Below are 19,274 nucleotides of genomic sequence, written 5' to 3' on the forward strand. Positions count from 1 at the left end.
GGAATCGTCATAATCGTTCCCATGGCGCATCAGCAGAGGTCACGAAGGAGACTGTCACAGACCAGTGACACACAAGACACGGAAGACATGGCGAGGCTGCTCGCCCCCCGCCTCGCCTACTTCGCCGGCGTGGCCCGCACCGAGCACGTCACCCGCGCCGCCCAGGAGATGCAGGTCCCGCAGTCCACCCTCTCCCGGGCGCTGGTCCGCCTGGAACAGGACCTGGGCGTCGAGCTGTTCGCCCGGCACGGCCGCACCGTCTCCCTCACCCCGGCCGGGCACACCTTCCTCGCCTCCGTCGAACGCGCCCTCGCCGAGATCGAGCGCGCCGCCGACGAGGTGCGCGCCGACGCCGATCCCGCCACCGGCAAGGTCGCCTTCGGCTTCCTGCACACCATGGGCGCCGAGACCGTGCCCGGCCTGCTGCACGCCTTCCGCGCCGACCACCCGCGCATCCGCTTCAGCCTGGTCCAGAACTACGGCGAGGCCATGCTGGAACGCCTCCGTGCGGGCGAACTCGACCTGTGCCTGACCTCCCCGGTGCCCGACGCCCCCGACCTCGTCGCCCGCCGCCTCGACGAGCAGAAGCTGCGCCTGGTCGTCCCCGCCGACCACCGCCTCGCCGGCCGCCGGCGCATCCGCCTCGCCGAGGCCGCCGACGAGACCTTCGTGACCCTGGAACCCGGCTACGGCCTGCGCCGCATCACCGACGACCTCTGCACCCAGGCCGGCTTCACCCCCCGCATCGCCTTCGAGGGCGAGGAAGCCGAGACCCTGCGCGGCCTGGTGGCGGCGGGCCTGGGCGTGGCCCTCCTCCCCCCACCGCCCTTCCCCCGTCCCGGAGTGGTCGAACTGACGGTCACCGCTCCCAGGGCGGCCAGGGAGATCGGCGTGGCCTGGCTCGCCGGCCACCCGGACACACCCCCGGTGGCGGCCTTCAAGAAGTTCCTGCTCTCGAAGAGGGGCACCCTGCTGCCGACCTAGGGGCGCGGGGCCGCACCGGTGTGCGGCTCCGCCGCGTGGGTGCGACCGGCCACCGACGGCCCGCAGTCGCGGCACGGCATGAACCCCACCGGCGCTACCGCCGCAAGGACTTCCCGAACCCCGCGGCCAGCGGCATCCGCAACCCCAACGGCGGAGGCGCCGCCAGGGCATCCTGCACGGGCCGCGAGAACGCCCGCCCGAACAACGCCCCCATCACGAAGTCCTCCGCCAGCGCCAGCACTTCCTCCCGGTACTGGCCCAAGCCGTGGCCGTCCGCGTGGACTTCGAACCGGCACACCTCCCGGTTCGCCTTCTTCGCCCGCGCCGCCAGCCGGAACGACAGCTCGGGGTCGCTGTGCGCGTCATTCGTGCCGTGCACGATCAGCACCCGCCGTCCGACGAGCTGTTTCACCGGTTCGGGCGGTGCCGCCACGTCCTCGTCCGGCAGCCAGGGAGCCAGCGCCAGCACGGAGTCGACGGCCTCGTGGCCCCCCGCGCGGAGCGCGGCCCTGCCCCCCATGCCGATCCCGGCGAGGCAGACGGGGACGTCCCCGTAGCGCCGTACGGCCTCGTCGGCGGCCCACGAGGCGTCGCGCGCGAGATGCGCCTCGCTGCCGTTCCAGCCCCGGTAGCGGTAGTGGACGACATGGACGGCGAGGCTCTCGTCCCGGCCCGCGCGGGCGAGGCGGCGCCCCAGGGCGCGTACGGAGGCGGCCGCCAGCACGGCGGACGGTCTGCGGCCGGACACCTCCTCGCCGCCGGGGAGCAGCAGCACCACTCCGTTCACCGCCGTCGGCTCCGGGCCGAGCACCCTCCCCAGCCGGGCCGTGCGAACCGGCCTCGCTTCCTGTGCCATGGCAGAACATTCTCAGAAGTGCGGGTGTACTCCACCCTGCCGTGCGGTCACCGTTGCGTATCGACGAATTCGTCCACCCGGTGATCTGCGCGCGTGGGAGCCGGAGTACGGAAACGGCGGACCGGACCCTCGCGAACACCCCGGCCACGGAGCGGATCCGCCGGGCGCCCGGGGTTCCGCCGCACGACCACCCCGACGGCGCGGTCGCACTCGGCCGGCCTTTCGGGTCCGGGACGAGCGCGTCCCGCGGGAAGTCGGCCCCGGGCTCCGCCCTTCAGCCCGGGGCCGCCGCCTCGTACGCCGGGCATCCCATCGGCCCGCTGTGCCGGCTGCGCTTTCCGTGGCGCGGCGGGCGGTGCACACCGGCGGTCGTCTGATGTCCCACGTCCCCATGGGCCGAGAATTCGACTACCCGGTCGGCGTGTTCGGTTGCATGCTCGACACCACGCGAGGATATCCGTCAATGCGATGCAATCGGTCTTCATCCCTTTCGATGAACGACTGGCCGTGATCGATGACATCGTCGAGCCCGGATGCGCCGGGCTGACATCCGAAGGGCTGTTCCGTCGGACGGCTTCCACCAGCGGTTCTCCGGCGGCGGAAAGCCGAGGGCGGCGTCCGCGGGGAATGCGGGAGCCGCTCGCTTTCACCGTTCGTCCATATTCCGATGTTTGCGGCGGGAGAGGGGCCGTGCCTACCGTCTCAGCACCGCTCACTCCCCATATCCCATTTCGAGGACGCATTCCATGAAGCAGTCTGCTGCCAAGACCCTCGGTGTCGCCGTGCTGGGTGCCGCCTTCGCCGCGGCCGGCGCCGGCGCCGCCAACGCGGCCCCGGCCGTCCCGGACGCCGTCCCGGCGCTGGACACCGTCGACCGGGCCGTACCGGCAAAGAGGCTGTCCACCGCGCTGCCCGGCTCGGACCAGGCGCTGGCGCAGGGCCAGGAGCTGGCCGGCGACGGCATGGCGACCGCGCAGCCGGTCGTCCGGCAGGCGGGCCCCGAGGTCCCGGCCACCGGTCTCCTCGGCGGCATGCCGGTGCAGGAGCTGCCCACCCGGGGCGTCACCCTCAACGGGGCGCCGGTCGGCGCCTGACCCCGCCAGGCGGGAACGGACCGACGGGGCGCACCCGGAACCGGGTCGCGCCCCGTCGGCGTACGCGCGGCAGGCGCCGCGGAGTCACCAGGCCGGCTGGGCCTTGCCCTCCGAGGGCAACAGGATCCACAGCGCTATGTACAGCAGGAACTGAGGCCCCGGAAGCAGGCACGACAGCAGGAAGATGACCCGCATCGTGGTCGCGGAGGTGCCGAAGCGCCGGGCCAGCGCGGCGCACACTCCGCCGATCACGCGGCCGTTGGTGGGGCGGGCGAGGCGGCTCATCGCGGCTCCTTGGTGAGTGGTGCGAGGCCTCCCGACCGGCTGCCTCAGTGCACTCCACGGTACGGAGACGAAGGGGGCAAAGCATCACTCCACGGGGCGATCCCGACCCTGGGAATCGTCGGGGTCCTCCCCTGAGCCGGCTCCTCCGGGAGAAGGGCCGTGAGGGACCGCCGTACCGCCCGGCGGCGCAGCCGGGCGCGGCCCGCCGGCACCACGGCCGCGTGCGCGAGCGCCGCGCCCGCCGTGTTGAGCAGCAGCGAGTCGACGTCCACGACCTGGCCCGGCACCGCCGTCTGCAGCATCTCGACGGCCAGCGACACCAGCGCGGTCGCCGCCGCGGTGCGGATCAGCGATCCCAGCCGCGAGACGGCCAGCCGGCCTCCGGCCATCGGCAGCAGCACGCCCAGCGGCGCGAGCAGCGCCAGCCCCTCGCAGATCCGGCGGACCCCCGTCGCCCAGCCCAGCGCGAAGTCGCCCCGGATGCCGTCCAGCGGCCGCAGATTGGCGGGCATCACCCAGGGGACGTCCAGCGGGCGCAGCGTGTACCAGGCGACGAACGCGAGATACGCGACCAGGAGGAGCCCTCCTGCCACGCGGATACGGGTTGCGGCGGAGCCGCCGATGAGGCCTTGACGCTGCACGCCCCCCTAGACGCGACCTCCGGCGCGATCGGTTCCGGGAGGTCACCCGTTCACCGCATGAGGCATGCGCCACAGCGGGGGCTCACCCGCCGGTGACCTCCGAGGACGGCGGTTCCCCGGCGTCCGGACGGGACCGGACCTCGTCCGTGCACGCGTAGCGGCGCGGCCGGGCGTCGTCGGGACCGCCCAGGATCACCGAGCCGTCGCCCTCGGCCGCCGCCGAGTCGGAGAAGGTGCACACGATCTGCGCGAGCCCGGCGGCGGCGAGACTCCCCGGCGCGGTGCTCAGCCGCAGCGTGTCCTCCGGATCGCCGAGCCGCGGACCGGTCACGGTCGTGCCGCGCCGCACCCGCGTGCCGTACCCGGCCTGCTGCTCGGCGGCCGACGGCTCCTGGGACAACGCGTCCAGCAGTCCCTGCGCCACCAGCGCACGCCGTGAGTCCGCCGCCCCGTCCGGCACCCGCACCGTCCGGTCCACGGCCACCAGCGACGACCCGCACAACAGGGACACCCGCACCGGCAGCCCTCGCTCCGGCCGCGTCGGCGCCTCCGTCTCGGCCAGTGAGCAGCGCGTCCGCGACGGCGCCGGCCCGAAGTCGGTCGGCACCTCCGTGGCCCGTATCCCGCACCCGGCGAGCAGCGCGCCCAGCGCCCCCAGCGCGAGCAGTCCCCGCGTACGCCGCGGAGCAGTCCGTACGTTCATCGGGCATCCCCCCCGGCGACCTCGTCCTCGACGTCGCCCGCCTTCTCCGAAGGGTTCCGCGCGGACACGTCCCGCGGCAGCCGCAGGGTGAACACCGCACCGCCGTCGGGAGAGTTGGCCGCGGTGATCTCGCCACCGTGGATGTGGGCGTTCTCCAGCGCGATGGACAGGCCCAGGCCACTGCCCTCGGAACGCGGCCGCGAGGCGCTCGCCTTGTAGAAGCGGTCGAAGACGTGCGGCAGGACCTCCTCCGGGATGCCCGGCCCGTGGTCCCGCACCTCGATGACCACCGTGCCCCCGTCCCCGGCGCCCTCCGCGCCGTCCTCCCGCACCGAGACCCGCACCGGCGACCCGCCGTGCTTGAGCGCGTTCCCGATCAGGTTCGCCAGGATCACGTCCAGCCGGCGCGGGTCGATCCGGGCGTGGATGCCGCGCTCGGCGTCCAGGTCGACCGCGTCCAGCCAGGCGCGCGCGTCGATGCAGGCGGTGATCTGGTCGGCGACGTCGACGTCGTCGAGGACCAGCCGGGCGGTGCCCGCGTCGAACCGGGTCACCTCCATCAGGTTCTCCACCAGGTCGTTCAGCCGCCGGGTCTCGCTCACCACCAGCCGTACCGCGGGCTCGACCATCGGGTCGATGCCGCCGGCCTCGGACTCCAGCTCCTCCTCCAGGACCTCGGTCACCGCCGTGATCGCGGTCAGCGGCGTACGCAGCTCGTGGCTCATGTCCGCCACGAACCGCCGGGACGCCTCGTCGCGCCCCGCCATGTCCGCCACCCGCTTCTCCAGCGCCTCGGCCGCCTTGTTGAACGTCCGTGACAAATCTGCCAGTTCATCGGTGCCCGACACCCTCAGCCGCGTGTCCAGCTTCCCCTCGCCCAGTCGCCGCGCGGCCGCCCCGAGCCGCTGCACCGGCTTCAGCACCGTCGTGGCCGCCGCGTGCGCGAGCAGCGCGGAACCTATCAGCGCCAGCCCGGTGGCGATCCCCAGCGACCAGGCCAGTGAGCTGAGGTCCTTGGCCTCCGGCTCCAGCGACTTCAGCATGTAGCCGGTCGGCCCGCCCCCGATCACCCGCACCCCCGCCACCAGGTACGGGGTGTCGTCGTCGACGATCCGCTGCCAGTACAGGCGGTGCGGGTACTTGTTGTTCGACGTGACCTCCTGCGGCTCGGTCACGGCCTCGCGCAGCGAGACCGGCACGTCCTGCAGGGAGAAGCCGTTCAACCCGCCCGAACTGCCGTACACGGTCCGCCCGTCGGGGTCCTCGGCGACCAGCAGCACGGTGAAGCGCTGGCTGCTGTTCGCCATCTGGCCCGCCGTGTGCTGCAGTTCGTCCTGCGTGGGGTGATCGGGCAGGGCACCCGCCCGGTTGCGCATCTCCTGCTCGAAGTCGCGCAGCACCGCGTCCTGGGTACGGGTCAGCACCGACTCGCGGTTCAGCCAGTACGCGATGCCGGACGCGGACACCGCGGCGGTGAGCGCGACCAGCCCGAACACCACGACCAGCCGCAGCCGCAGGCTGGTGAACCGCAGCCGTGACCACACCCCCTTGCGCGCGGCGGACCAACCGCCGGCCCCCCCTTGGTGCTCCTGTGTCACTGAGGCGCGTCCAGCCGGTAGCCGACACCGCGCACGGTACGGATCAGGGTCGGGGACGACGGCACGTCCTCGACCTTGGCGCGCAGCCGCTGGACGCACGCGTCCACCAGACGCGAGTCGCCCAGGTAGTCGTGCTCCCACACCAGCCGCAGCAACTGCTGCCGGGACAGCGCCTGTCCCGGCCGCCGGCTCAGCTCGAGGAGCAGCCGCAGCTCGGTCGGCGTGAGCTGGAGGTCCTCGCCGTTCTTCGTCACCGTCATCGCCGAACGGTCGATGACCAGGCTGCCGAAGGTCGCCGAGTCACTGGACTCCCGCTCGCCGCGCCGCAGCACCGCCCGGATGCGGGCGTCCAGCACCCGGCCCTGCACCGGTTTGACGACGTAGTCGTCGGCGCCGGACTCCAGCCCGACCACCACGTCGATGTCGTCGTTGCGCGCGGTCAGCAGGATGATGGGCAACTGGTCCGTGCGCCGGATGCGCCGGCACACCTCGAACCCGTCGATCCCGGGCAGCATCACGTCCAGCACGATCAGATCCGGCCGCTGCTCGCGCAGCAGCTTCAGACCGTCCTCACCGCTGGCAGCGGTCGCCACCCGGTGGCCCTGGCGCGTCAGCGAGAGCTCCAGGGCCGTGCGGATGGCGTCGTCGTCCTCGATCAGCAACAGTGAAGGCACGGGCCCATTCTGGCCCATGGAGGGCTCCCTGTTCGACCCGTGGACGGCAGATGCCCCTTGGGCCGGATACGTGCCGCTCCGTGCACGGACGGATGTGAAGGACCTGCGGGTCCACCGTGACCGACCTCTGTGACACGCCTGTGACAGTCGGCTGACACGGCCATGAAGGTCCACGGGCAAGCTTTTCGTCACAAGCACCACAGCAGGACAGAACACCGGAAGTCCACGACGGGGGGCGCGAGATGAACACGCTGCACGGCACCAGCACCAGCGCAGTGATCACGCGTCTGCACGACGTGCACCGGGGTTCCGAGAAGTCCGGTGCGGCGGGCATGCGGGGGTGCGCCCGCGGCACCGGGCGTCAGCACACCACGATCATGACGGTGGTTGACGCACCCACGGGGGACACGGGGGGCACGAACGGGGGGAACGCGTACGGGGAGGACCCGGGGGAGCGCCGCTCGCTGAGCGAGGTGGAGTTCACCGCCTACGTCCAGGAGCGCCGCGCCTCCCTGTACGCCACCGCCTACCACCTGACCGGTGACCGCTTCGAGGCCGAGGACCTGCTGCAGAGCGCGCTGTTCTCGACCTACCGGGCGTGGGACCGGATCAGCGACAAGGCGGCGGTCGGCGGATACCTCCGCCGCACCATGACCAACCTGCACATCAGCGCGTGGCGCCGCCGCAAGCTGAACGAGTACCCGACCGAGGAACTGCCGGAGACGGCCGGCGACACGGACGCGATGCGCGGCACCGAACTGCGCGCCGTGCTGTGGCAGGCGCTGGCCCGGCTGCCCGAACTCCAGCGCACCATGCTGGTCCTGCGTTACTACGAGGGCCGCACGGACCCGGAGATCGCCGACATCCTCGGCATCAGTGTCGGCACGGTGAAATCCAGCATCTGGCGGTCGCTCCGCCGGCTGCGCGAGGACGAGGTCCTCAGCTTCGGCCGTGACGAGGAGAACGCCTTCGGGGAGCTCGTCGCCTGAGGGTTCGGGGGAACCGGGGGGCCGGGATCCGGGGGAGCGAGAGGGATCCGGGTGATCACGGGGGATCACGGGGGAGTGCGGAACAGCGGGACTGCGGAGGGCCGGGGGGCCCGTACGCGGTCCCGCTTTTTCGCGTACTGACGCCGCGTCGGCGTACGACGGTCCGCCGACGGCCCTCCACCACCGGGGAGTCCTGAACTCCCAGCCACTACACACGGTGTGCATACATACTGTGCACAGTGCGGCGCGTGACCACCGTGACCACATCCCGTCGCAGCGCTCCCGTCGCCGTCCTCCCCGCCGTCGTGGCCTTCGGGCTGCTGCTCGGCTGGGCGACGTACACCCTGCACGGGACGGCACCCCTGCTGGAGCGGGCGACCAACTCGGTGTCCGCCTGGATCATCTGGACCGCCGCGGCCGGTGCGCTGATCCGCACCCGGCGGCTCGCCGTCCGGAGCGGGGCGCTGATGATGCTCGCCACCTGCGCCGGCTACTACACGACGGCCGCGCTCGGGGACGCCTTCGGTGCCGGAGGGCTCGGAACCGCCGCCGTCTGGTCGGTGGCGGGACTGGCGGGAGGGCCGCTGCTCGGATGGGCCGGCTGGACCGTGCGGCACGGGCAGGGGGACGCGCGGGCGTCGGCGGGGGCGGCCATCGCGATGGTGGTGCTGGGGGAGGGGCTCTGGCTGGGGCTGGCGCTCCACTACTGGGGAGAGGCGGTCGTCTTCCTGGCCGTCGGCGCGCTCCTCACCGTGCTCCTGACCGTCTTCCTGGCGCGCGCCGGGGTGCGTCGCTCCTGGCTGTGCGCCGTCCTTGCCCCCCTTCTCGCTCTCGCCTTCTACCTCGCCGAACTGTTCGTGCTCGACCGTCTGATCGGCTCGCTCCAGAGCTGCTGCGGGGAACCCGTCGCCGTCGTCGGGCGTCCGGCGACCGCCGCGGCGGCCAGGCGGGTCAGCGCCTCCTCCCGGTCGCAGGCGTACGCGCCCAGCGCCGTCTGACGGGCGATGATCGACCGCTCCAGCCGCATCAGCCGCCAGCCGCGGCGCAGCAGGAACGGCACCGACTTGCGGCCCTCCTTCAGATCCCGCAGGAACCGCCGCCGGAACGTCCGCACCGGACCGCGGCTCAGACACAGCGCGTCGGCCAGCAGGCCCCGTTCACGGCAGCGCTCGACGATCTCCGCGGCGAAGATGCCCTCGGCGATGAACAGCGGCGTGCCGCCGATGTCGACGGTGTCCTCGCCGGTGCGGGCGCTCAGCGAGATGTCGTAGACGGGGACCTGCGTGCGACGCGTGCGGCACAGCCGCTCGATCGCGGCGACGGCGGTGTCCGCGTCCCAGGAGCCGGGATGGTCCCAGTCGATGTCGGAGCTGCCCGCCACGAGGGGCAGGGTCGGGTCGTCGCCCTCCTTGTAGAAGTCGTCGAGGCGCAGCACCGGGAGGCCGGAGCGGGCCGAGACGAGGGACTTGCCGGAGCCGGAGGGGCCGCAGAGCAGCACGACTCGCGCGGACACGGGCGACTGGGAAGAGCTCACGGGACACCAGTTTGAGGCATCAGCCGGGTGACGTACGCCCCGCGGTGCGGCTTTGAAGCACGCATCACACCTCCACTACGCTTCGCGCCGACCCGGTTACCCAGCGAATGCGACAGGTGGCAGAGCGATGGCCCGACACAAGGCACCCAGGACGCCGACCGCCCGACACGCTCTGGCCGTTCTCGCGACCGCCTCGGTGGCGCTCGGGGCCGGCGCGGCGACGGCGGCGGCCGCGGACTCCGGCCCGCTCCTCGACGGCACCGGCCGGGCCGTGGGCACGGTCGCGGACCTCAAGCCCAACCCGCTCGCCGGCACCGGCGTGGACCCGCTCGACAACGGCGTCGGCACCCAGGTCGCCGACTTCCGGCCGGTGGACTCGCGCGAGGTGACGGGGCCGGTCGCCCAGGCGCCGTCGGTGGGCGGCGTTCCGGTGGCGGGGCGGGCGACGGAGGCGCTGCGCGGCTGACCGGATGGGCACGGAGCGACGGAGCGCCGTACCCCTCCCGGACGAAGGAGGGGTACGGCGCTCCGGTTGCGGGGGTGGCTCAGTACGACGAGCCGGACGCGCCCAGCGAACCCGTCGGGTGCCAGACCGTCTTGGTCTCCAGGAACGCCGTCAGGCGGTCCGTGCCGGGCGTCGCCGACCAGTCGTCCACAGGCTGTGGACGCAGGACGCGCTTGAGGTTGTCCGCGGCCGCGATCTCCAGCTCCTTCGCCAGCACCTCGTCGGCGCCCGCGAGGTCGATCGCGTTGACGTCCTGGTGCGCGGCGAGCGGGGCGGCGATCTCCGCCGTGCGGCCGGAGAGGATGTTGACCACGCCGCCGGGGAGGTCGGAGGTGGCCAGCACCTCGCCGAGGGAGAGGGCGGGGAGCGGGGACCTCTCGGACGCCACCACGACCGCCGTGTTGCCCGTCGCGATCACCGGGGCCACCACCGAGACCAGGCCGAGGAAGGACGACTCCTGCGGGGCCAGCACGGCGACCACGCCCGTCGGCTCGGGGGAGGAGAGGTTGAAGAACGGGCCCGCCACCGGGTTGCCGCCGCCGACCACCTGGGCGATCTTGTCGGTCCAGCCCGCGTACCAGACCCAGCGGTCGATCGCGGCGTCGACCTGTGCCGCCGCCTTGGACTTCGACAGGCCCTCGGCGTCGGCGACCTCGGCGGCGTACTGGTCGCGGCGGCCCTCCAGCATCTCGGCGATCCGGTAGAGGATCTGGCCGCGGTTGTACGCCGTCGCGCCGGACCAGCCGCCGAACGCCTTGCGCGCGGCGACCACCGCGTCACGGGCGTCCTTGCGGGAGGAGAGCGGGGCGTTGGCCAGCCAGTTGCCCTTCGAATCCGTCACCTCGTACACCCGGCCGCTCTCCGAACGCGGGAACTTCCCGCCGACGTACAGCTTGTAGGTCTTCAGCACGTTGAGTCGGTCAGACATCGAGGTACGCCTCCAGGCCGTGGCGGCCGCCCTCGCGGCCGAAGCCCGACTCCTTGTAGCCGCCGAACGGCGAGGTCGGGTCGAACTTGTTGAACGTGTTGGACCAGATGACGCCCGCGCGGAGCTTGTTCGCGACCGCCAGGATGCGCGAGCCCTTCTCCGTCCAGATGCCCGCCGACAGCCCGTACGGGGTGTTGTTGGCCTTGGCGACGGCCTCGTCGGGCGTGCGGAAGGTGAGGACCGACAGGACCGGGCCGAAGATCTCGTCGCGGGCGATGGTGTGCGCCTGGGTGACGTTCGTGAACAGCGTGGGGGCGAACCAGTAGCCGTTCTCCGGGAGTTCGCAGGCCGGGGACCAGCGCTCGGCGCCCTCCGCCTCGCCCCGGTCGGCCAGTGCGGTGATCCGGGCCAGCTGCTCGGCGGAGTTGATCGCGCCGATGTCGGTGTTCTTGTCCAGCGGGTCACCGAGGCGGAGCGTGGTCAGGCGGCGCTTGAGGGAGTCCAGCAGCTCGTCGTGGACCGACTCCTGGACCAGCAGGCGGGAGCCCGCGCAGCAGACCTGGCCCTGGTTGAAGAAGATGCCGTTGACGATGCCCTCGACGGCCTGGTCGATCGGGGCGTCGTCGAAGACGATGTTGGCGCCCTTGCCGCCCAGTTCGAGGGTGAGCTTCTTGCGGGTGCCCGCGACCGTGCGCGCGATCTCCTTGCCGACGGCCGTGGAGCCCGTGAAGGCGACCTTGTTCACGTCCGGGTGGGCGATCAGCGCGGCGCCGGCGCGGCCGTCGCCGGTGAGGATGTTGACGACGCCCCTGGGCAGGCCCGCCTGGCGGCAGACGTCCGCGAAGAACAGGGCGGACAGGGGGGTCGTCTCGGCGGGCTTCAGGACCACCGTGTTGCCGGTGGCGAGCGCCGGGGCGATCTTCCACGCCAGCATCAGCAGGGGGAAGTTCCAGGGGATGACCTGGCCCGCCACACCGAGGGGACGCGGGTCCGCGCCGTAGCCGGCGTGGTCGAGCTTGTCGGCCCAGCCCGCGTAGTAGAAGAAGTGCGCGGCGACCAGGGGGAGGTCCGCGTCACGGGTCTCCCTGATCGGCTTGCCGTTGTCGAGGGTCTCGAGGACGGCGAGCTCGCGGCTGCGCTCCTGGATGATGCGGGCGATGCGGAAGAGGTACTTCGCGCGCTCGGAGCCGGGGAGCGCCGACCACTTCTCGAAGGCCTTGCGGGCGGCCTTCACCGCGCGGTCGACGTCCGCCTCGCCGGCCTCGGCGACCTCGGAGAGGACCTCCTCGGTGGAGGGGGAGACGGTCTTGAAGACCTTGCCGTCGGCCGCCTCGGTGAACTCGCCGTCGATGAACAGGCCGTACGACGGCGCGATGTCGACGACCGAGCGGGACTCGGGCGCCGGTGCGTACTCGAATGCGGATGCCATGGTGATCAGTCCACCGTCACGTAGTCGGGGCCGGAGTAGCGGCCGGTGGCCAGCTTCTGACGCTGCATCAGCAGGTCGTTCAGCAGCGAGGAGGCGCCGAAGCGGAACCAGTGGTTGTCCAGCCAGTCCTCGCCCGCGGTCTCGTTGACCAGGACCAGGAACTTGACGGCGTCCTTCGACGTGCGGATGCCGCCGGCCGGCTTCACGCCGACCTGGACGCCCGTCTGGGCACGGAAGTCGCGGACCGCCTCCAGCATGAGGAGGGTGTTCGCGGGGGTCGCGTTGACGGCGACCTTGCCGGTCGAGGTCTTGATGAAGTCCGCGCCGGCCAGCATGCCGAGCCAGCTGGCGCGGCGGATGTTGTCGTACGTCGACAGCTCGCCCGTCTCGAAGATGACCTTCAGGCGGGCGCTCGCCCCGCAGGCCTCCTTCACGGCGGTGATCTCGTCGTGCACCTTCATGTAGTTCCCCGCGAGGAACGCCCCGCGGTCGATGACCATGTCGATCTCGTCCGCACCGGCGGCGACGGCCTCGCGGACGTCCGCCAGCTTCACGGCGATCGGGGCGCGGCCGGCCGGGAAGGCGGTGGCGACGGAGGCGACCTTGACGCCGGAGCCGGCGACGGCCTCCTTCGCCGTGGCCACCATGTCGGGGTAGACGCAGACCGCGGCCGTGGCGGGCGTGGTGCGGTCGGTCGGGTCGGGGCGGACCGCCTTCGCGCCGAGCGCCCGGACCTTGCCCGGGGTGTCCGCGCCTTCCAGCGTCGTCAGGTCGACCATCGAGATGGCGAGGTCGATGGCGTACGCCTTCGCGGTCGTCTTGATCGAACGGGTGCCGAGGGAGGCGGCACGTGCCTCCAGGCCGACCGCGTCGACGCCGGGCAGCCCGTGGAGGAAGCGGCGCAGCGTGCCGTCGGACGCGGTGACGTCGCTGAGAGCATGGGGTGCAGTGGTGGGCATGGTCACCAGACGAGCATATCTACGCGCGTAGCGGCTGTACAGCCCCGTGGTGGATCGCGTACGGCTTCCACCACGTACGGGCTCCTCCGGGGTGTCGTGCAGAATCGGGAGCATGACGACCCCCGAGCACCAGCCGCCCGACCCGGAGCCCACGAAGCCGACCGGGTCCGCGGCGCCCCAGTACCAGGACCGCATCTACCGCTCGCCCGCGGGTCTCGTCGGCGGTGCGCTGCTGCTCGCCGTCATCGGATGGCTCGGCGTCGACGCGGTGTTCGCCGGCGAGGGCCGCACCCCGTGGCTGGCCCTCGCCGGGATGCTCTTCCTCGTGCCGCTGGTCGTCGCCTACACCCTGCGCCCCGCCGTGTACGTGAACGACGACCGGCTGCGCGTCCGCAACCCGTTCCGCGTGATCGTGCTGCCCTGGGGACAGGTCGCCTCGCTGCGGTCCGGCTTCACCAACGAGGTCTTCGCCGAGTCCGGCGCGAAGTACCAGCTGTGGGCCCTCCCGGTGTCGCTGCGGGCCCGCAGCAAGGCGAACCGGCAGGAGGCGCGGGCCGCCGCGCGGGCCGCGCTCGGGAACGGGGGCGGACGCGGCGGCCGTGGTGCGGAGGGCCCTGCCGAGGGGCCCCGGCGGCACGAGAGCGACCGGGCGATGGACGAGATGCGCGAACTGCACGAGCGGCGGCAGGACGCCGAGGCCGCGCAGGGCGAGGTGACCGTGCGGTGGGCCTACGAGATCGCGGCGCCGGCCGTCGCGGGGGCCGTGCTGCTGGCGGTCCTGCTGGCCGTGGGGTGAGGGCGAGGGGGTGACGCGGGGCGAGCGCGCTCGCCCCGCGGGGATTCCCTCAGATGCCGGCCGCCTCGGACAGGTCCTGCTTGATCCTCGCGAGGAGTGCCGTCGCCTTCGTGCGGGCCCCGGGGAGGTCGCTCCTCGCGGCGACCGGGACCACCACCTCCAGGTAGCACTTCAGCTTCGGCTCCGTGCCGCTGGGGCGGACCACGACCCGCGCGCCGTCCAGGGTGTAGCGGAGGCCGTCGGTGGGCGGGAGGGTCTTTGTGCCCCGGGTCAGGTCCTCGGCGGCGGTGATCCGGAGGCCGGCCAGCTCCGTGGGCGGCCGGTCGCGCAGGCGGCGCATCGCGGACGCGATGAGGCCGAGGTCCTGTACGCGGACCGAGAGCTGGTCGGTGGCGTGCAGGCCGTGCTCGACGGCGAGGTCGTCGAGGAGGTCGAGGAGGGTGCGGCCCTCGGCCTTCAGCCCGGAGGCCAGTTCCGTGAGGAGGAGGGCGGCCGTGATGCCGTCCTTGTCGCGTACGCCGTCCGGGTCGACGCAGTAGCCGAGCGCCTCCTCGTAGCCGTAGCGCAGGCCCTCCACCCTGGCGATCCACTTGAAGCCGGTCAGGGTCTCCTCGTGGGGGAGGCCCGCCTTCTCGGCGATGCGGCCGAGGAGGGACGACGACACGATCGACTCCGCGAACGTGCCGGTCGCTCCGCGGCGGACCAGGTGGGCGGCGAGCAGGGCGCCGACCTCGTCGCCGCGCAGCATGCGCCAGTCCGCGCCGTCCTTGACCGCGGCGGCGCAGCGGTCGGCGTCGGGGTCGTTGGCGATCACCAGGTCGGGGCCGGTCTCCCGGGCCTTCGCGAACGCCAGGTCCATCGCGCCGGGCTCCTCCGGGTTGGGGAACGCGACGGTCGGGAACTCCGGGTCGGGGTCGGCCTGCTCGGCGACGAGGACGGGTCGTGGGAAGCCGGCCCGCTCGAAGGCGGCGAGGAGGACGTCCTTGCCGACGCCGTGCATCGCCGTGTAGACGGTGCGGGCGGTGCGGGGGGAGTCCTCGGACAGGACCGCGTCCGTGCGGGCGAGGTAGGCGTCCAGGACGGTGTCGTCGAGGGTCACCCAGCCTTCGGTGGGGCGGGGGACCGTGGTGAGCGAGGCCACGGCCTCGATCTCGGCGGCGATCTCCGCGTCGGCCGGGGGGACGATCTGGGAGCCGTCGCCAAGGTACACCTTGTAGCCGTTGTCGCGGGGCGGATTGTGGCTGGCGGTGACCTCCACTCCGGCGACGGCGCCGAGGTGCCTGACGGCGAAGGCGAGGACGGGGGTGGGGAGGGGGCGGTTCAGGACGGCCGCCCGGAGGCCGGCGCCGGTCATGACGGCGGCGGTGTCCTCGGCGAAGTCGCGGGACTTGTGGCGGGCGTCGTAGCCGATGACGACGAGGCCGGCTGTGCCGTCCGCCCGGGCGGGACCGTGCTTCTTGAGGTACGCGGCGAGGCCGGCGGCCGCACGGATGACGACGGAGCGGTTCATGCGCATCGGGCCCGCGCCCAGTTCGCCCCGCAGGCCTGCGGTGCCGAACTGGAGGGTGCCGCTGAAGCGGGCGGCGATCTCGGTGTGGTCGCCGGTGTCGATGAGGCGGGCGAGTTCCTCGCGGGTGTCCGGGTCGGGGTCCTCGGCGAGCCACGCCTGGGCCTGTGCGATGAGGGCGTCGTCTTGCACGGTCGGTCGGCCTCTCTCGTTGGTCGTCTGTCAGGGTTTCACGGGGTGCGGGTCTTGTGCCCGCGGGGCGGCTTTCGGTCCGGTGGGGGGATGCCTGCGGCGCAGGGTCCGGTCCGGTGGAGGCTGGGGTGGCGCCTGCGGTCGGTGGGTGGGTCGGGGCCGGGTCGGGGGTGTCCGTCCTCGGACCGGCGCGGATCACGTCGCTCGGAGGGGGCGCGGGGCGCGGACGCGCCGACCGCTGCGGGCGGCCGCTCCTGCCCCCTTCCCGCCGTACGCGGCCGCCGCTCCCGCGTCTCCGCGGGCAGTCACGCCCCTGTTTCCGTGGGCGGTCACGTCTTCGTCTCCGCGGGCGGTCGCGCCTCCCCCAGTGCCTCAAGGGCCTGGGAGGTACCCCCAGGGCGACGGGGGTCCCCGCTCATGGGGGAGGGTGGGCGCGACGGCGCCCCGCAAGCGCCGGGCTGCGCGACCCCGACCCCGGCCCACACCCACGCCGGGCCCCAGGAAGCGCGTCGGGCCGCGCCGGCCCACAACAGCGCGAAGCGCTGCCTGAGGCGCCGGGACGCCGCAGCCCGAGGCGCGTCACCACGCATCGCACGCCGAAGGAGCGGGCCCCGCGCCTACAGGCGGCCGAGCACCTGCGCCAGCAGGGACCCCATCCGGGTGGCGGAGTCCCGGCCCGCCTGGAGGACCTCCTCGTGGTTGAGCGGCTCGCCCGTCATCCCCGCGGCCAGGTTGGTGACCAGGGAGATGCCCAGGACCTCCGCCCCCGCCTCACGGGCGGCGATGGCCTCGAGGACCGTCGACATGCCGACCAGGTCCGCCCCGATCACCCGGGCCATCCGGATCTCCGCCGGAGTCTCGTAGTGCGGGCCGGGGAACTGCGCGTAGACCCCCTCCTCCAGCGTGGGGTCGACCTCCTTGCACAGCGCCCGCAGACGCGGCGAGTAGAGGTCCGTGAGGTCGACGAAGTTCGCGCCGACGATCGGCGAGGTCGCCGTGAGGTTGATGTGGTCGCTGATCAGGACCGGCTGCCCGGGGCGCATGCCCGCGCGCAGACCCCCGCAGCCGTTCGTCAGGACGATCGTCTTCGCCCCCGCGGCCACGGCCGTACGGACGCCGTGGGCCACCGCGGCGACCCCACGTCCCTCGTAGTAGTGCGTACGGCCCAGGAACACCAGGGCCCGCTTCGCACCGATGGCGTACGAGCGGATCTTGCCGCCGTGACCCTCGACCACCGGCGGCGGGAAGCCGGGCAGCTCGGTGACCTGGAACTCGGCTTCGGGCGTGCCGAGGGCGTCCACGGCCGGGGCCCAGCCGGAGCCCATCACGAGGGCGACGTCGTGGGTCTCGGCGCCGGTGAGTTCGCGCAGGCGTGCGGCGGCGGCGTCGGCTGCGGCGTACGGGTCGCCCTGGATGTCGTCCGGAAGAAGAGAAGCATTCACGCGATGAGGGTAGCCGGTATTCGCCTACGCGCGTAGATGCCGGAGTGGGCGGGTTGGCGATCGTTGTCTTGTCGTTTCCCGCCAGGGGCGTCAGCAGGGGCGCTTGCGGAGTTCCATCACGTAGTCGTGGGGCGCTCCCGCGGACTCGGCCGCGTCGGCGATCTCGCCCAGGTAGCGGGCCGAGGGGAGGCCGCCCTCGTAGCTGTTGAGGACGTAGGTCCAGGCCGGCTCCTCGCCGTCCAGGGTGTGCACGCGCACCCGGGTGCGGCGGTAGAGGTCCGGGCCGCCCGCTCCCTCCCAGCGGTCCAGGGGCTCCTCGTCCATCGGGGCGATGTCGTAGAGGGAGACGAAGACCGCCGAGATCGGGTCCTCGACCAGCGTGGCCAGCGCGCCCTCCCGGCCCATGTGCTCGCCCCCGAACGTCAGTCTCCACCCGTTGAGCCAGCCGGTGGCGCGCAGCGGCGAGTGCGGGGCGCGGCGGGACATCAGCCGCGCGTCCAGATTGCCGGCGTACGCGGCGTAGAGCGACATGGGGGAAGGGTACGGCAGCGGGTGCGCGGGCCACTCCGGTAACGGGGGAGCCACGGCTGAGGCCCCTGGACGGTCGCACGGTGAAGTGTGCGGGACAATGGAGTACGTGACTCGGATCGTGATCATCGGTGGCGGACCCGGCGGATACGAAGCGGCGCTGGTCGCCGCACAGCTCGGCGCGGAGGTGACCGTCGTCGACCGCGACGGCCTGGGCGGGGCGTCGGTGCTCACCGACTGCGTGCCGTCCAAGACCCTGATCGCCACGGCCGAGGTGATGACCACCTTCGACTCCTCGTACGAGGAACTGGGCATCATCGTCGCCGACGACACCCCGCCCATGGAGCAGGCCGCCCGGGTGGTGGGCGTGGACCTCGGCAAGGTCAACCGGCGTGTGAAGCGGCTCGCACTGGCCCAGTCGCACGACATCACCGCGTCGGTGACCCGGGCCGGCGCGCGGGTGCTGCGCGGGCGGGGCCGGCTGGAGGGCATGCAGGCGCTCGACGGGTCGCGGAAGGTCGTGGTGCGAGCCGTGGACGGGACCGAGGAGACGCTCACCGCGGACGCCGTGCTGATCGCGACCGGCGGGCACCCGCGCGAGCTGCCGGACGCCCGCCCCGACGGCGAGCGGATCCTGAACTGGACCCAGGTGTACGACCTGAACGAGCTCCCCGAGGAGCTCATCGTGGTCGGATCCGGCGTCACGGGCGCCGAGTTCGCCGGCGCCTACCAGGCGCTGGGGTCGAAGGTGACGCTGGTGTCCTCGCGCGACCGGGTGCTGCCGGGCGAGGACCCGGACGCGGCCGCCGTGCTGGAGGAGGTCTTCCGCCGCCGCGGGATGAACGTCATGGCGCGCTCGCGGGCCCAGTCCGCGAAGCGGGTCGGCGACCGGGTGGAGGTGACGCTCGCCGACGGCCGCGTCATCACCGGCTCGCACTGTCTGATGGCCGTGGGCGCCATCCCGAACTCCGAGGGCATGGGCCTGGAGGAGGCCGGGGTCAGGCTGCGGGAGTCCGGCCACATCTGGACCGACAAGGTCTCCCGGACCACGGCTCCCGGCGTCTACGCCGCCGGCGACGTCACCGGCGTCTTCGCGCTCGCCTCGGTGGCGGCGATGCAGGGCCGCATCGCCATGTACCACTTCCTGGGCGACGCGGTGGCCCCGCTGAACCTGAAGACGGTCTCGTCGAACGTCTTCACCGACCCCGAGATCGCCACCGTCGGCTACTCCCAGGCCGACGTCGACGCCGGCAAGATCGACGCCCGCGTGGTGAAGCTGCCGCTGCTGCGCAACCCGCGCGCGAAGATGCAGGGCATCCGCGACGGCTTCGTCAAGATCTTCTGCCGTCCGGGCACCGGCATCGTGGTGGGCGGTGTGGTCGTCGCGCCGCGCGCCTCGGAACTCATCCACCCCATCTCGATCGCGGTCGACAACAACATGACGGTGGAACAGATCGCGAACGCCTTCACGGTCTACCCCTCGCTGTCGGGCTCGATCGCCGAGGTGGCACGGCAGTTGCACACGCGGAAGGCGGGCGCGGAGGCCTGACGTCCGGAAAGGGCGGCCCTATACCACTTGGTGCGGGGCCGTGCGAACAACTTCTGCTATTCAGCGCAAACTGCTGAAAGC

At 72.8% G+C, this 19,274-nt stretch carries 19 protein-coding genes and 1 pseudogene; 7 read left to right on the plus strand and 13 right to left on the minus strand.

Annotated elements, in window-relative coordinates; translation table 11 throughout:
- Positions 1-21: 21 nt before the first annotated feature.
- The gene (locus ACZ8ZB_RS21295) at positions 22-984 is read left to right on the plus strand and encodes a LysR family transcriptional regulator (RefSeq protein WP_470739250.1); all 963 of its coding nucleotides are present in this window, start codon (positions 22-24) and stop codon (positions 982-984) included.
- A gap of 94 nt (positions 985-1,078) precedes the next feature.
- Here ACZ8ZB_RS21295 and ACZ8ZB_RS21300 read toward each other — a convergent pair whose 3' ends face one another.
- Positions 1,079-1,840 (minus strand): alpha/beta hydrolase, encoded by a 762-nt coding sequence (locus ACZ8ZB_RS21300; protein ID WP_470739251.1) that lies wholly within the window; start codon positions 1,838-1,840, stop codon positions 1,079-1,081.
- Between the two features lie 746 nt (positions 1,841-2,586).
- Here ACZ8ZB_RS21300 and ACZ8ZB_RS21305 point away from each other — a divergent pair.
- Positions 2,587-2,934, plus strand: a complete 348-nt coding sequence (locus tag ACZ8ZB_RS21305) for an ATP-binding protein (RefSeq protein WP_470739252.1) — start codon at positions 2,587-2,589, stop codon at positions 2,932-2,934.
- Between the two features lie 84 nt (positions 2,935-3,018).
- Here the strand turns inward: ACZ8ZB_RS21305 and ACZ8ZB_RS21310 are convergent, their stop codons facing one another.
- The 5 genes from ACZ8ZB_RS21310 to afsQ1 form a co-directional block, all read right to left on the minus strand.
- Entirely contained in the window at positions 3,019-3,219 is a 201-nt protein-coding gene (locus ACZ8ZB_RS21310) for a PspC domain-containing protein (protein ID WP_470739253.1), read from the minus strand.
- Positions 3,220-3,263: 44 nt separating this feature from the next.
- A complete protein-coding gene (locus ACZ8ZB_RS21315; RefSeq protein ID WP_470739254.1) occupies positions 3,264-3,860 on the minus strand; it encodes a VanZ family protein in 597 nt (198 codons plus the stop codon).
- Between the two features lie 82 nt (positions 3,861-3,942).
- Complete coding sequence (locus ACZ8ZB_RS21320) at positions 3,943-4,563, minus strand: hypothetical protein (protein WP_470739255.1); 621 nt, start codon at positions 4,561-4,563, stop codon at positions 3,943-3,945.
- Positions 4,560-6,161 (minus strand): ATP-binding protein, encoded by a 1,602-nt coding sequence (locus ACZ8ZB_RS21325; RefSeq protein WP_470739256.1) that lies wholly within the window; start codon positions 6,159-6,161, stop codon positions 4,560-4,562. Before ACZ8ZB_RS21325 ends, ACZ8ZB_RS21320 begins: the two co-directional genes overlap by 4 nt.
- Positions 6,158-6,835 (minus strand): two-component system response regulator AfsQ1, encoded by a 678-nt coding sequence (afsQ1, locus tag ACZ8ZB_RS21330; protein WP_030830243.1) that lies wholly within the window; start codon positions 6,833-6,835, stop codon positions 6,158-6,160. The genes ACZ8ZB_RS21325 and afsQ1 overlap by 4 nt, the downstream gene beginning before the upstream one ends.
- 242 nt (positions 6,836-7,077) lie before the next feature.
- On the opposite strand from afsQ1, the gene ACZ8ZB_RS21335 reads away from it, so the two are divergent.
- Positions 7,078-7,824 carry a SigE family RNA polymerase sigma factor gene (locus ACZ8ZB_RS21335; RefSeq protein ID WP_470739257.1) on the plus strand — a complete coding sequence of 249 codons (747 nt, stop codon included), beginning with the start codon at positions 7,078-7,080 and terminating at the stop codon, positions 7,822-7,824.
- 305 nt (positions 7,825-8,129) lie between these two features.
- Positions 8,130-8,618 (plus strand): annotated as a pseudogene (locus ACZ8ZB_RS21340) (DUF6518 family protein); the annotation flags it as partial.
- A gap of 44 nt (positions 8,619-8,662) precedes the next feature.
- Here the strand turns inward: ACZ8ZB_RS21340 and ACZ8ZB_RS21345 are convergent.
- Positions 8,663-9,358, minus strand: coding sequence for a uridine kinase family protein (locus ACZ8ZB_RS21345; protein WP_470739258.1), 696 nt, complete (start codon positions 9,356-9,358; stop codon positions 8,663-8,665).
- Positions 9,359-9,485: 127 nt separating this feature from the next.
- Between ACZ8ZB_RS21345 and ACZ8ZB_RS21350 the strand changes: the two genes are divergently transcribed.
- Positions 9,486-9,824, plus strand: a complete 339-nt coding sequence (locus ACZ8ZB_RS21350) for a hypothetical protein (protein ID WP_470739259.1) — start codon at positions 9,486-9,488, stop codon at positions 9,822-9,824.
- A 79-nt stretch (positions 9,825-9,903) separates the two neighbouring features.
- Here ACZ8ZB_RS21350 and ACZ8ZB_RS21355 read toward each other — a convergent pair whose 3' ends face one another.
- The 3 genes from ACZ8ZB_RS21355 to deoC are packed head-to-tail and all read right to left on the minus strand — an operon-like array spanning position 9,904 to position 13,179.
- Complete coding sequence (locus ACZ8ZB_RS21355) at positions 9,904-10,791, minus strand: aldehyde dehydrogenase family protein (RefSeq protein WP_470739260.1); 888 nt, start codon at positions 10,789-10,791, stop codon at positions 9,904-9,906.
- Entirely contained in the window at positions 10,784-12,220 is a 1,437-nt protein-coding gene (locus ACZ8ZB_RS21360) for an aldehyde dehydrogenase family protein (RefSeq protein ID WP_470739261.1), read from the minus strand. Before ACZ8ZB_RS21360 ends, ACZ8ZB_RS21355 begins: the two co-directional genes overlap by 8 nt.
- A 5-nt stretch (positions 12,221-12,225) precedes the next feature.
- Positions 12,226-13,179: a deoxyribose-phosphate aldolase gene (deoC, locus tag ACZ8ZB_RS21365; protein ID WP_470741551.1), complete on the minus strand. Its 954-nt coding sequence runs from the start codon at positions 13,177-13,179 to the stop codon at positions 12,226-12,228.
- A 112-nt stretch (positions 13,180-13,291) separates the two neighbouring features.
- Between deoC and ACZ8ZB_RS21370 the strand changes: the two genes are divergently transcribed.
- On the plus strand, positions 13,292-13,975 hold the full coding sequence (locus tag ACZ8ZB_RS21370) for a PH domain-containing protein (protein WP_470739262.1): 684 nt from the start codon (positions 13,292-13,294) through the stop codon (positions 13,973-13,975).
- A gap of 49 nt (positions 13,976-14,024) precedes the next feature.
- Here the strand turns inward: ACZ8ZB_RS21370 and ACZ8ZB_RS21375 are convergent, their stop codons facing one another.
- The 3 genes from ACZ8ZB_RS21375 to ACZ8ZB_RS21385 form a co-directional block, all read right to left on the minus strand.
- Complete coding sequence (locus ACZ8ZB_RS21375; protein WP_470739263.1) at positions 14,025-15,674, minus strand: phospho-sugar mutase; 1,650 nt, start codon at positions 15,672-15,674, stop codon at positions 14,025-14,027.
- A gap of 617 nt (positions 15,675-16,291) precedes the next feature.
- The gene (locus tag ACZ8ZB_RS21380) at positions 16,292-17,116 is read right to left on the minus strand and encodes a purine-nucleoside phosphorylase (protein WP_470739264.1); all 825 of its coding nucleotides are present in this window, start codon (positions 17,114-17,116) and stop codon (positions 16,292-16,294) included.
- Positions 17,117-17,206: 90 nt separating this feature from the next.
- Positions 17,207-17,647: a gamma-glutamylcyclotransferase family protein gene (locus ACZ8ZB_RS21385; RefSeq protein WP_470739265.1), complete on the minus strand. Its 441-nt coding sequence runs from the start codon at positions 17,645-17,647 to the stop codon at positions 17,207-17,209.
- On the opposite strand from ACZ8ZB_RS21385, the gene ACZ8ZB_RS21390 reads away from it, so the two are divergent.
- Positions 17,646-19,193 carry an NAD(P)H-quinone dehydrogenase gene (locus ACZ8ZB_RS21390; protein WP_470739266.1) on the plus strand — a complete coding sequence of 516 codons (1,548 nt, stop codon included), beginning with the start codon at positions 17,646-17,648 and terminating at the stop codon, positions 19,191-19,193. The genes ACZ8ZB_RS21385 and ACZ8ZB_RS21390 overlap by 2 nt on opposite strands.
- Positions 19,194-19,274 lie beyond the last annotated feature (81 nt).

This window comes from Streptomyces sp. 12E, from assembly GCF_055633275.1.